A 12,968-nucleotide genomic window follows, 5' to 3' on the forward strand; every position below is an offset into this window, starting at 1 on the left:
AATAAAAGGATTGATTGTTTGTACATAGATTATATGTACCGACATATCAGTCCTTTTTTCATCTTATACCTCTGAATCCATTCTAATATTTGAAATTCTACATCCATATGTCATTTCTCTTTTCTGTAATAAAAAATCCTGATTACTTTATGTACTCATGGTAATCGAATACATGAAATAATCAGAATTCTTAATCTTAAAGATTTTTAAAATATTTTATTTCGAACAGGTACGCTTATTTATTTTTCCGGTATAATCAAACTTGCCGTCGTTTTTCTCTTCCAACGCTTTGATCATATGGTAAGTATATTCATTATATGGTGTCGGGATTCCAAGTTCCTTTCCCATACGAATCAACGCGCCGGAAAACATATCAATTTCCGTATGTCGTCCCGCATCCAGATCCTGTAACGTGGAATAACGTGCCGAAGGCGGCACCGGACTTCCGTGTACAGAAGCAGATCCCGCTTTTGTCAGATCAATACCTTTTGCCAATGCAATGGCTTCCAGTTCCTTTCGCAAACCATCACTGATTGCTTTCATATGTACGCTGTCATGATAACAACCCACACCTGCTCCTAAAATTGCCTGTGGTAGATTGTTGCATACATTCAAACGGAACTTGCTCCACAATTCTGCCAGAATATGTTCAGTCGAAAAATAATGAATTCCGGTATCCTGAAATAAATGCTCAATTGCCCGCACACGATCACTGTCATGCGGTGCCTGTAACTCTCCGAAAAAGATACCAATCGTTGTTTCCGGATCAAAATAGTAACCAGTCTCTTCTTTATGAGAGGCTACTTTGATCAGGGAATATAATACATGGGATTCTCCCACTTTTTCGCCAATGATTTCTTCACTGTCTACGCCATTCATCAAGCTCATAACGGTGGTATGTTCTCCAACGATTTCTTTTATACTGTCCAACGCTCCCTGCAAAGAACCATATTTCAGACACACGATCAGCAAGTCTACATTGTGCGCTTCCTGCGGTGCCCACACTTCCGGATGATATACCGTATCATTAATTACACATCCATCTTTTTTCAGACGCACCGCACGTTCTCCCTCTGCTATCACTCCAAGACGGATATCGTTTCGTGAAGATAAGCCCCAGATCACATAAGAACCAACGGCTCCTGCACCTAATACTGCCACTGATTGAATCAATTCTATTCTTCCCCCTCTGCATACTGTTCCAAATATTTATGTACAGAACGTGACATTTCTTTTGAAAAATCAGAATTGTATTTACGCTTACAAAATGCCATCATCCAATCTTCAAAAGATCTGTTATTGCAGTGCCCCGCAAACATATCTCTCAATTCATTTCCATCCATGCTTCGATAAGTATTCTCATGTACAATATACTTCTGATCTACACGCTGTGGTTTCGGTCGCTGCATTTGTTGTTTGGTTGGCCATCCAAACACAAGCATTGCCGCCGGAAACACATATTCCGGAAGCTGTAGCAATCTGCGCTGCTCCTCATAATTTTCGATAATATCTCCGATATAGCAGGAACCGATGCCAAAACTTTCTGCCGCCACAACAGCATTCTGCGCTGCGATCACAGCATCTGATACCGCCAGCATCAGATCACCCACATCCGGTTTGCGCGGTTCACTTCCTGCTTCTATAAATGCGTCATACCATTTTTTACAATCCGCACAAAATATCAAAACCAATGGTGCTTTTGCAATAAAAGGCTGATGATCGCAGGTATACACCAGTGCTTCTTTCACCTTCTGATCTGTAATATCCAGTATGGTATACAACTGCTGACAACCTGCGGTCGGAGCCTGCGCTGCCGCTTCCAGAATTACCTGTTTCATTTCTTCCGGAATCGATCTGTCCTCATAGGCACGCACAGATTTTCTCTCATATATGCTTTTTATTATTTCATTCATATTATCCAATACCTCCTAACGCAATTCCAAGAATCAGCACAATAAAGCAAACTGCCACATACAAATATTTGCAAATCGGATAATAAAGTTTTGTAAACGGCTTTGTTCTTCCTTTGTTAACCTGTGCCTCCACGTATTTTTTACCACATACCCAGAAAAACATAATCGCTGCCAGTCCTGCTCCCAGCGGGCAGATATAGATAGAAAGCACATCCATCCAACCGGATACGATTCCCTGGATTAAAAGTGAAACACCCAAGCCAATCGCTCCGATAATCATACAGGCTGCTTTTCTTCCAACATGCAGCTTCTCCTGAACCGTTGCAATCGGTGCTTCATACAAATTGATCAGTGATGTCAGACCACCAAATAATACTGCCACAAAGAAAATAATGATGATCAGCCTGCCACCCGGCATGGACTTGATCAGATTTGGCAGATAGATAAACAAAAGTCCCGGTCCACCCTGATTCAACTTTGCGCCAGTCGTTGCCATCGCAGGAATAATCACCAATGCCGCCAGCATTGCTGCCAATGTGTCAAAAAATGCCACACGCCCTGCCGCTGCTGGGATATTTTCATGATCTGGCAGATAAGAACCGTAGATTAACGTTCCATTTCCAGCTACTGACAGTGAGAAAAATGCCTGTCCCAATGCAAAAATCCAAGTTTTTGGATCTGCTAATGCCACCGGATCAATACGAAAAATATAATGGTAACCCGTTGCCGCCCCCGGTTGAAATGCGATATAAATGCCAAGTCCAACAAACAAAAAGAAGAAAATCGGCATCATGATCTTATTTGCCGTTTCAATTCCATTTCCAACACCAAACATCAAAATTGCCATGGTAATGCACAAGATTAAAACCTGCCATCCATTATTTCCAAACGCAGATGCCATGCTGCCAAATTTATCCGCAAAATCATCCACATGCTCCGGCGCAAGCGTCGTTCCGGAAAAAGCACCTATGGCATATTTTAAAATCCATCCCATAACAACGGTGTAGCCGATGGCCATTGCCATGGAACCAACCACCGGTATCATACCAAGTGCTTCTCCGATTTTTCTTTTTCCATGCCGCTCACATGCAGTTCCAAATGCATCAATCGGACCAGACCTGGTTCCCCGCCCGAAGCTCATCTCTCCGATGACACCGGTAGATCCGATCAACACCACAAAAATAATATATGGGATTAAAAATGCTCCACCTCCATACAGAGATACACGAGTCGGAAACATCCATATATTACCCATCCCCACAGCCGAACCAATACAGGCTAAAATAAAGCCCCATCTTGATTGAAATGATTCTCTTTTTTCCATAAATACTCCTTATTTCAACTCACAGTCAATTTTTTTGCTGTGCCTTGCTCTTTCTGTCAGTGAAGGATACGTTTTTCACGCCACCACCACTACAGATATATTTCTTATTTCTTCTAAAATCCGCTTTTATAATAACGTTGAAAGATACTCAATATCTGCTTCCTGTGTAGACCAACTTGTTGCAAAACGAACAACCGTATGTTTTTCATCCTGTTTTTCCCAGATGCTGAAATCTACTTTTGCGCTCAGTTCCTGTAACTTCTCATTTTCCAGAATAATAAACTGCTGATTCGTCGGAGAATCCAAGTAAAAACGATAGCCTTTTTCTGCAAATAGCTGTTTTAATTTCGCCGCCATACGGATCGCATGCTCACTGATTTTAAAGTACAGATCATCTGTAAAAAGCGTATCAAATTGAATTCCAAGCAGACGTCCCTTTGCCAGTAAGGCACCATGCTGTTTGATCTGTGTCACGAAATACTTCGGTGCATGGTGATTGGTAAATACAACTGCTTCTCCACACAAAGCACCAACTTTTGTCCCGCCAATGTAAAAAACATCACACAACTGCGCCAGTTCTTCCAATGTCACATCATTTTCACTGCTGGCAAGTCCATAGCCAAGCCGCGCTCCGTCAACAAATAACGGAAGATTTCTTTTCTTGCATACCTCATAGATTTCCTGAAGTTCCTTTTTGGAATACAACGTTCCATACTCTGTCGGGAAAGAAATATAAACCATTCCCGGAAATACCATATGTTCATAACTGTCATCCGCATAAAACCGTGCCACATAATTTTCCAAATCGGCAGCTGCAATTTTGCCGTCTTTGCCAGCAAGGGACAATACCTTATGTCCGGTGTACTCGATTGCACCCGCCTCATGCACATTGACATGTCCGGAATCTGCCGCAATCACACCTTCATACGGTTGCAGCATCGTACTGATCACGATCTGATTGGTCTGTGTTCCGCCAACCAGAAAATAAACCTCTGCTTCTGGGCAATGACAGTACTGTCTGATTTTCTCCGCTGCCTGCGCACAGTACGGATCTGTTCCATATCCGGACAAATTTTCCATATTTGTTTCTGCTAATCTTTTTATAATTTCCGGATGTGCTCCGGCTACATAATCACTTGCAAATGAAATCACAATATTTTTCCTCCATATAAAGCAGACATTCGCAATCCGCTTTCACTACTTGCTCATGAACGCAGTCGCTTTGCGACCTGCGTTCAAATACATACTCTCTGATTCTAACATATTTCGACCTTTTCTTCCATGGTGAAAAGTCTGTTTCCTGAAATTTTGAAAATTTGCAAGGATTTCTTATAGAAAAATGTATTTACAAACGATCACAGAAAAAGATGTGCTGAGAACCAAAAAAGATGTGGAAAATCCACTATCATGCGAATTTTCCACATCCTGAAAAATCAAATATTCAAATTTTTGCCCTTATATGTATCTTATGCCTGAGGACCTGCAGAAACAAGCGCTTTACCAGCTTCGTTTCCTTCGTATTTTGCGAAGTTTTTAACAAATCTGTCTGCCAGATCTTTGGCTTTTGCTTCCCACTCAGAAGCATCTGCGTAAGTATCACGCGGATCAAGGATTGCCGGATCTACGCCCGGAAGCTCTGTCGGTACTTCAAAGTTGAAGTATGGAATTGTCTTTGTCGGAGCATTTTTGATATCACCATTTAAGATAGCGTCGATAATTCCACGTGTATCTTTGATAGAAATACGTTTTCCTGTTCCGTTCCATCCTGTATTTACAAGGTAAGCTTTTGCTCCGCTCTTCTCCATTTTCTTAACAAGTTCTTCTGCATATTTTGTCGGATGAAGCTCAAGGAAAGCCTGTCCGAAGCATGCGGAGAAGGTAGGTGTCGGCTCAGTGATTCCACGCTCTGTACCGGCTAATTTTGCTGTAAATCCAGACAGGAAGTAATACTGTGTCTGCTCCGGTGTCAGAACAGATACCGGCGGAAGTACTCCAAATGCATCTGCGGACAGGAAGATTACATTCTTAGCTGCCGGTGCGGAAGAAACCGGGCGAACAATATTTTCGATATGGTTGATCGGATAAGATACACGTGTATTCTCTGTTACGCTCTTGTCAGCGAAATCAATTTTGCCCTCTGCATCCAGACTAACGTTCTCAAGCAGAGCGTCACGTTTGATTGCATTGTAGATATCCGGCTCAGACTCTTTGTCAAGGTTGATAACTTTTGCATAGCATCCACCCTCAAAGTTGAATATGCCGTTGTCATCCCAGCCATGCTCATCATCACCGATCAGGAGACGTTTCGGATCTGTGGAAAGTGTAGTTTTACCTGTTCCGGAAAGTCCGAAAAAGATTGCTGTATTCTCACCGTTCATATCTGTGTTTGCAGAACAGTGCATGGAAGCGATGCCTTTTAATGGAAGGTAATAGTTCATCATGGAGAACATACCTTTTTTCATCTCTCCGCCGTACCATGTATTTACGATAACCTGCTCACGGCTTGTGATATTGAACATAACTGCTGTCTCAGAGTTCAGACCCAGCTCTTTGTAATTCTCAACTTTTGCTTTGGAAGCGTTGTAAACGATGAAATCCGGCTCGAAGTTCTCAAGTTCTTCGTCTGTCGGTTTGATAAACATGTTTGTTACGAAATGTGCCTGCCAAGCAACCTCAACGATGAAACGGATTGCCATACGTGTGTCTTTGTTTGCTCCACAGAATGCATCTACTACATACAGTTTTTTGTTGGAAAGCTCTTTGATTGCAAGATCTTTTACTGCGTTCCATGCTTCCTGTGTAGCCGGATGGTTGTCGTTTTTATATTCATCAGAAGTCCACCATACAGTGTCCTTGGAATTCTCATCTACTACAATATATTTATCTTTCGGAGAACGACCTGTATAAATACCTGTCATAACATTAACTGCGCCAAGTTCGCTGACCTGACCTTTTTCATAACCTTCCAGTTCCGGTTTGGTCTCTTCCTCAAATAATAAATCATAAGAAGGATTGTGTACAATCTCAGTTGTGCCGCTAATGCCGTACTTGCTTAAATTGATTTCTGCCATTTTACCTACCTCGTCCTTTCATTACTGTAATCTAATAGAGTACTTAATTCGAACCTATACTATCATTAAAGCCAGAATTTGTCAATAATTTATCAATCTTCTGTGTCAATTTTGTACTCAAATTAATACATTCTATACAATACAAAAAAATACGACCAGAAGTCAAGCGATTTCAATCAAAAAATTTTTTTAATCAGCACAAAATTACCGAAATCATCTCTGTACTGTCTTTGTCTGAAAGGCTTCGTTTATCCAAAAGCAAATTCCATATCAGACAGATATCATTTTTAATCAGAAAATATTATAATTCCTTCTTTTTCATGATACGACAGCTGCACAGATATGACACTGCTGCCATTCCCCCTGCCACAAGCAGGCTGATCATATCCACAGCTATATCCCCTATCACTCCGAAAACAGACAGTATCACTGTACTTTCTCCATCCAGCATTCCACTTTTTTCTGCCAGAAAATAAATCATGATACCAGTAAAAACAGAAACACCAATCACCAGCAGACGGCTTTTTTCCACACCAAATTTTAACTGCAACGGAAGAAGCAGAGACAAAAATAAAATCGCAATTGGCAAAAAAGCAAGTCCTTTCAGCATTTCTTCCTCAAATAAAGTTTGCGTATGATTTACAGTTAGGACAGCAAAATACAATATTAACGCAATAAACCAGGTAATGACTGCTCCTCCCATACAAAACAGATATTTTTCTCTGACATACATTTTTCGGTCAATCGGCAACGTAAATAAAAAGGCAAGTCCATGATCCATCTCATCATAAGAAAGTGTAGAAACCAAAAATGCTGCCATCATAAAAGTGGCGTAGCCCACTATAAAAGGATTTTTTTGTGTAACCCCAAGTACAATCACAAGTGCAATAAAACACAGAAATGTCTGTTTGCTGTGCAGCAACAACCGGATATCTTTTTCTAACAATCCTCTCATCCTTGATAACCTCCCGTCATCATTAAAATTAATTCATCGATATTGCCATTTTCCACAGTGATTCCCGGACAGTTTTCCTGATAATAATCTTTGTGGTTTGTGAAACAGGCATAACCGTAGGATGTTTTCTGTTTTTTTAACAGATATTCCTGATCCAGATTGTCAAACTGTTCTTCGCTTACCTTTAATACCCCATATTGTTCTAAAATCACATCTGTTTCTTCATGTAATATCAACATTCCATCATGAATCAGATAAATATCATCACACAAATGCTCCAAATCGGACGCAATATGAGAAGTGATCAGAATCGAACGTTCTTCATCCTCTGCCATATAAGTCCTTAACATATCCAAAATATGATTTCTGGCTTCCACGTCCAAACCTGCCGTCGGTTCGTCCATGATCAGGAGCTTTGCATGGTGACTGAGCGCTGTCAGCACCCGCAATTTAGCTTTCATACCAGTGGAATATTCACGGATTCGCTTCTTCTCCGGCAGCCTCAATTCCCGACATCCTTTTTCAAAGTAAGCGCTGTCAAAATCCGGATACATTTTTGACAAAATTTTCTGCACATCGACAATATTGAGATAGGTGCTGAACCCGGAGTCTGCCAGAGATGCTCCAATCTGTGCTTTTTCTGTCATACTTAACTGATGAATATTTTTTCCAAATACAGATATTTCACCGCTTTCAGCTTCCGTCAGTCCAAGTATTAATTTGATCGCCGTACTTTTTCCGGCGCCGTTTTTTCCCACAAGACCTGTGATCTGCCCACTCGGGATCTCCATAGACAGATCCATTTGAAACGTTCCATATGTCTTGCGGACATTTTTCATTGTGATCATTACAAATCCTCCTGCTTCCTACGCTTCCTCCAACAGCAGACTTACGATTTCCAGAATTTCCTCTTTGCTCAATCCGACATTTTTTGCCTGATCGATGGCTTTTTCGAATTCTTCTTCTACTGCTCTCCTGCGTGCTTCCAGTGCCAGCTGTTTGTCCGAAGCGGTAACAAATGTTCCTTTTCCATGAACAGTTGTCACAAATCCGGATTCTTCCAGCTTATCGTAAGCTTTTTTTACAGTCAGTGCACTGATGCGAAGTTCACCTGCCAGCTTTCTCACAGAGGGAAGCGCCTCTCCCTCTACCAGTGCTGACTCAATAATTTCTGTTTTTATCTGCTCCATAAGCTGCTCGTAAATAGGCACCATGGAAGAATGATTTAAAATAATATGCATATTGATGGGACCTCCCTTACAGCTAACAGTATATAACAGTGTATATCTGTTGTCAACTGTTATATACTGTTTATCTTCAAAATATCTTTCTTATGCAAAAAATCACCGGTATTACAATAGACATTCCATCTCATCCGATCAAATATCTACCGTAATCCGGTGACTTATCTATATTTTCCTGTTATAACATCCTTATACGTTCTGAATATTTTTCTATTATATGCTATATATGGTTACTTATCCTTAATAAAAATCACATACACTCTAAAAAAGTCCATATGTTTCTACTTCACATTCATCTGTGTTGCAAGCGCGGAAAGCAACGTATCCTTGAAAACCGGCTTGCTGACATGTTCATTCATACCAGCTGCAAGACATTTTTTTACCTCTTCCATATAAGCATTCGCACTCATGGCTACAATCGGAATCGTTTTGGCATCTGCCCGATCCGATGAACGAATCTGTCTTGCCGCCTCATAGCCATCCATAACAGGCATCATCAGATCCATCAAAATGGCATCGTAATAACCTTCTTCCGAAATCTGATACTGCTCCAATGCCACTTTCCCGTTTTCTGCCTTTTCCACACTGGCTCCGGCTTCTTTCAATATGTACTCCGCAATCTCCATGTTTAGTTCGTTGTCCTCTACAACCAAAATCCGTTTTCCGGAAATATCCGCATTTTCCAAACGTTTCCTGCGCTGTGGTGGATTCGGATCAATCGCAAAAGGCAAGATTACCGTAAAACAGGTTTCCACTCCCGGTGTACTCTCCACCTGAATCGAACCATGCATCCGTTCCACCAGTTGTTTTACGATCGACATGCCAAGTCCGGTTCCACCATACTGAGAACGTCCCGCATTTTCACCCTGAATAAATGGCTCATATAATCTGGTTTCAATAAATTCCTTTGTCATGCCGATTCCGGTATCGCGAATCTTAAATTCATAAGAAACCGATGTTTCCGACCGCTCCAGTTCACGCAAGCTTGTATAAATGGCGCCCTGCGGTTTGTTATATTTAATACTGTTTCCGTACAGGTTCACCAGGATTTTCTTCAGTTGCAACGGGCTTCCGATCAGATTTACATCCAGAACATTGTCATGCTCAGCATATACATGCAAACCTGCTTCTACTGCCTGAAACTCGATCATTTCCATAGTTTCTACACAGACCTGATCCAGATTAAACGGTTCCTGCTCCAGAACTACCGCATCCGTTTCCAGCTTTGTCATATCCAATACATCGTTTACCAGAGAAAGCAGATGTTTCGTACAGGCACCAATTTTTCCAATACATTCATCTACCTTTTCCTGATTCGAACGTTCATTTGCAATCATGGTAAGCATACCCATGATTCCGTTGATCGGTGTGCGGATATCATGTGACATATTTGCCAGAAATTCGGTTTTCACCTGATTGGCGCGCGTTTCATTTTCCACTGACTGCTGCAGTTTTCGGTTCACTTCAAAATACCGTTCAAATTCCAAAGAACGCTGTGTCTCCAATGCGGGGATCATCTTTGCATAAAGCGCATCCTTCCGCTCAAGCGCTGCCAGCATTCCACCTTTGTCGCCAATGCTTTTTGCATAGGTATACTTATATTCTTCCACTTTCAGACAGACTTTAAGTTCATCCGGATGCAGATTCACATATGCCTCCATACGTGCAAGAATTCCATATACCAGCGCGGTGTCTTTATCTTCCATTGCACAATCAAAAATTGCTTTGCAGGCATCGATAAACTCCGACACATACATTTCATCCATTTTATCAAGCACTTTTTTTTGAAATGTCTCATATTGTTCCCAGTTTTTCTTTTTTAATGCCAGAAGCATTCCACAGATCAGCAGATCATGCTCGACATATTGGTAGCCGTGATATTTTTCCACACATTTGTTATATGCCTCAGCTGATTCACGCAATCGGGACAGATTGTGGTAAATTGATGCCATATTCAGGTAAACATATGCACCCATTTTCTCATCCGAATCTCCCAGATACTGGTCTGCCATCAAAATATAACCAAGTGCTTTTACATAATCCTGTTGTGCAATATATGTCAGGGCAATATTGTTGTACTCATAGAAATAACGGCTCTTTTCTTTATGATTTTCTGCTATTTTCAATCCCCGTTTGAAAAAATACCGCGTCAGGATATACTCACCTTCACAGTATGCGATCACCCCCATCAGATTGAAACAGGAAATCAGCTCCGGCATATATTCGTAACTCTGATAATCTATAATCAGGGGCTCCAAAATTTCCTTCGCCGTCAGATAATCTCCCGCATGGTAATAGAGCAACGCTTTATAAAAACATGCCATCATTGCCACTTTTGTTTTTCCCGTCTCCTGGTTCATTACATCTGTATAAAAATTCAGCTGTTCCCGCTCTGGCAATGTACTGATCCGTTCTGTCTCTGCCAAAAATGCTTCGTAATTCATACTGTTTTCCTATCCTTATCTATCCTGTATCATTCACATATAGTAAAATAATACATAGAAAATCTTGGAAAAGCAATATTTTCCTGTGAAAAACAGTACACCCTCTTTTATTAGCACAAATCATTCGTTTTCATCCATGGTAGTCGTATAATAATACATTTCTCCCTTAAATTTTTGTTATAAAAAAGCCATCCAAATCGTTTTCGACTTGGATGGCTAATTTGTATTCAATTTTATTGATCTTCTACTTTACATCCAAAATTACCCGTTCCAGACTCCGCTTTGCACCCTGCTCTTTTTCATCTGCCAGATAACTATCCAATTCATCCTTTGTAAAATACCGCACTTGATAAAAATGCTGCTGTGCACAGCTATAACTTATAACACAGGAGTTCGTATCTGTTTCAAAAATATAATTCACGATTCCGGTTCCAAGCATATGATCTTCATCCCGCATGTATTCCATCTCTTTTGCAGTCCATATGGTATTTTCTCCCATATAAGCATTTGCCATTTTTTCTGCTTCTGAATAAAAATTCTGGTACTGTGCGGCATTTTCCGCTATCTCTTTGGAATAATTCGAACCGGCATCTTTTTCTGCGGAAATCGTTTTTATTTCTCCATTCTGCAGATCAACTGATACAAGGTAAGAAATGCCAGCAGTTTCATCACGGTAAGAAATGCGATTTGTTGTAAATGTCTCGCCATTTTCATCTAACGTCTGATCATGTTCCGTTTCAATTGCCAATGTATCAGCATCAATCCCATATAACCGGCTTAACAAATCAGAAGCTTTTTCTACGGCTTCTTCCTGCAAGATCTCTGTCACATCAACAGAATTTTCCGCTTCCTCTGCATCTTTTTGTCCCTGTGCCGTTACACTGTAATCCCGCTTTGCATAAAAATCAATGAGTTCCAACATCTGCTCATCACTCAATGCCATCTCCGGCAGATAAAAAGTGCTGTCCTGCGCCAGAAAACAGATCTGATCTGATACGATCTCTGACTTATCCGAAATCTGCAAAATATTTCCTTCCGGAAACAGCCCTTCTGTCTTATACTTTTCTGCCAATTCATTCAAGCGCTTCTGCTCCTTTTCAGATAATTCTCTGGAAAATGTATCCGCATCTGCTTTGGCAGCATCCTTCCAGAAAGATTCCTGTTCTTTCTCCGACGTCTGCTCCGCACGCTGTTTTGCATAATTCATTCCCGCGCGTACACCGCCTGCGCCACACACTCCGATACATAACACAATGCACGCTGCCGCTGCTATTCTCTTTTTGCGCTGTTTTTTCACACTCGTATTCATTTGCACTTCCTCTTCACAACACGTTCTGATCTGCTCCTGTACCATGGTCTGGTAATCTTCCGGCAGAATCACCGGATGCGCCTTCACATGCTCCCGGATTTTTCGGTCCATCTGCTCATCTGATAACATGTCCGCTCTCCTTTCCGTTCTCCATCCATTTTGCCAGTTGTTTTCTCCCGGCAGAGAGTCTGGTCTTTGTCGTTCCTTCCGGAATGTTCAACATCGCACTGATCTCCCTCACCGATAAACCATCATAGTAATAGAGAACCATGATAACCCGCACATTTTCTGACAGTTCCAGAATCGCTGACCACAAATGATCCTGTGGCACTTCTGTCACCTGTTCGTACTGTTCCGGATCAGCAAAAAGCACGACCTTCTGTCTTTTCGTGATTGCTGAACGGGAAACGTTGATCAGAATCTTCATCAGCCATGATCTTGCACTTGTACGTTTTCTGAGACTTGTACGATTTTCAAAGGCACGCACAATACATTCACTCACTGCGTCCTGTGCATCCGCCTGATTTTGCAGTATGGAATAAGCCAGCACATACATTTCCTTTTGATTTTCCAAGATCAGCTTTGACAATTCTTCCTTGTTTATTACACTCATATAAGTTTGTCCACCAATTCTCTATATTTTTCCCTGTATCAGATGTGAATTCAAGTCGAACGCACGTGAGACTTGGTGCGTGATTCTGGTCAGCG

Annotated in this window: 11 protein-coding genes; all 11 read right to left on the reverse strand. The window is 41.2% G+C overall.

The annotated features are described in order from the left end of the window. Positions 1 to 216 precede the first annotated feature (216 nt). On the reverse strand, positions 217 to 1,173 hold the full coding sequence (locus tag LG34_RS05405; protein WP_109215177.1) for a ketopantoate reductase family protein: 957 nt from the start codon (positions 1,171 to 1,173) through the stop codon (positions 217 to 219). A 2-nt stretch (positions 1,174 to 1,175) separates the two neighbouring features. Next, positions 1,176 to 1,913, reverse strand: coding sequence for a nitroreductase family protein (locus tag LG34_RS05410; protein ID WP_109215178.1), 738 nt, complete (start codon positions 1,911 to 1,913; stop codon positions 1,176 to 1,178). A 1-nt stretch (position 1,914) separates the two neighbouring features. Continuing rightward, on the reverse strand, positions 1,915 to 3,237 hold the full coding sequence (locus LG34_RS05415) for a sodium-dependent transporter (protein WP_109215179.1): 1,323 nt from the start codon (positions 3,235 to 3,237) through the stop codon (positions 1,915 to 1,917). A gap of 126 nt (positions 3,238 to 3,363) precedes the next feature. Continuing rightward, positions 3,364 to 4,389 (reverse strand): threonine aldolase family protein, encoded by a 1,026-nt coding sequence (locus LG34_RS05420; RefSeq protein ID WP_109215180.1) that lies wholly within the window; start codon positions 4,387 to 4,389, stop codon positions 3,364 to 3,366. 314 nt (positions 4,390 to 4,703) lie between these two features. After that, positions 4,704 to 6,308: a phosphoenolpyruvate carboxykinase (ATP) gene (gene pckA / locus LG34_RS05425; RefSeq protein WP_109215181.1), complete on the reverse strand. Its 1,605-nt coding sequence runs from the start codon at positions 6,306 to 6,308 to the stop codon at positions 4,704 to 4,706. A 301-nt stretch (positions 6,309 to 6,609) separates the two neighbouring features. Further along, entirely contained in the window at positions 6,610 to 7,263 is a 654-nt protein-coding gene (locus LG34_RS05430) for an ABC-2 transporter permease (protein ID WP_109215182.1), read from the reverse strand. Continuing rightward, positions 7,260 to 8,111, reverse strand: coding sequence for an ABC transporter ATP-binding protein (locus tag LG34_RS05435; RefSeq protein WP_109215183.1), 852 nt, complete (start codon positions 8,109 to 8,111; stop codon positions 7,260 to 7,262). Before LG34_RS05435 ends, LG34_RS05430 begins: the two co-directional genes overlap by 4 nt. Before the next feature lie 18 nt (positions 8,112 to 8,129). After that, positions 8,130 to 8,504 carry a GntR family transcriptional regulator gene (locus LG34_RS05440; RefSeq protein ID WP_109215184.1) on the reverse strand — a complete coding sequence of 125 codons (375 nt, stop codon included), beginning with the start codon at positions 8,502 to 8,504 and terminating at the stop codon, positions 8,130 to 8,132. Positions 8,505 to 8,788: 284 nt separating this feature from the next. Then, entirely contained in the window at positions 8,789 to 10,951 is a 2,163-nt protein-coding gene (locus LG34_RS05445; RefSeq protein WP_109215185.1) for a response regulator, read from the reverse strand. A gap of 244 nt (positions 10,952 to 11,195) precedes the next feature. Continuing rightward, positions 11,196 to 12,389: a hypothetical protein gene (locus tag LG34_RS05450; RefSeq protein WP_109215186.1), complete on the reverse strand. Its 1,194-nt coding sequence runs from the start codon at positions 12,387 to 12,389 to the stop codon at positions 11,196 to 11,198. Next, positions 12,376 to 12,873 (reverse strand): RNA polymerase sigma factor, encoded by a 498-nt coding sequence (locus LG34_RS05455; protein WP_109215187.1) that lies wholly within the window; start codon positions 12,871 to 12,873, stop codon positions 12,376 to 12,378. The genes LG34_RS05450 and LG34_RS05455 overlap by 14 nt, the downstream gene beginning before the upstream one ends. Between the last annotated feature and the right edge of the window lie 95 nt (positions 12,874 to 12,968).

This window comes from Eubacterium ramulus (assembly GCF_003122485.1).
GTDB lineage: Bacteria > Bacillota > Clostridia > Lachnospirales > Lachnospiraceae > Eubacterium_I > Eubacterium_I ramulus_A.

Coding starts and splice junctions, on each gene's coding strand:
- LG34_RS05410 (WP_109215178.1), bottom strand. CDS start 1,913: ATGAATGAAATAATAAAAAGCATATATGAGAGAAAATCTGTGCGTGCC.
- LG34_RS05415 (WP_109215179.1), bottom strand. CDS start 3,237: ATGGAAAAAAGAGAATCATTTCAATCAAGATGGGGCTTTATTTTAGCC.
- pckA (WP_109215181.1), bottom strand. CDS start 6,308: ATGGCAGAAATCAATTTAAGCAAGTACGGCATTAGCGGCACAACTGAG.
- LG34_RS05430 (WP_109215182.1), bottom strand. CDS start 7,263: ATGAGAGGATTGTTAGAAAAAGATATCCGGTTGTTGCTGCACAGCAAA.
- LG34_RS05435 (WP_109215183.1), bottom strand. CDS start 8,111: ATGATCACAATGAAAAATGTCCGCAAGACATATGGAACGTTTCAAATG.
- LG34_RS05440 (WP_109215184.1), bottom strand. CDS start 8,504: ATGCATATTATTTTAAATCATTCTTCCATGGTGCCTATTTACGAGCAG.
- LG34_RS05445 (WP_109215185.1), bottom strand. CDS start 10,951: ATGAATTACGAAGCATTTTTGGCAGAGACAGAACGGATCAGTACATTG.
- LG34_RS05450 (WP_109215186.1), bottom strand. CDS start 12,389: ATGTTATCAGATGAGCAGATGGACCGAAAAATCCGGGAGCATGTGAAG.
- LG34_RS05455 (WP_109215187.1), bottom strand. CDS start 12,873: ATGAGTGTAATAAACAAGGAAGAATTGTCAAAGCTGATCTTGGAAAAT.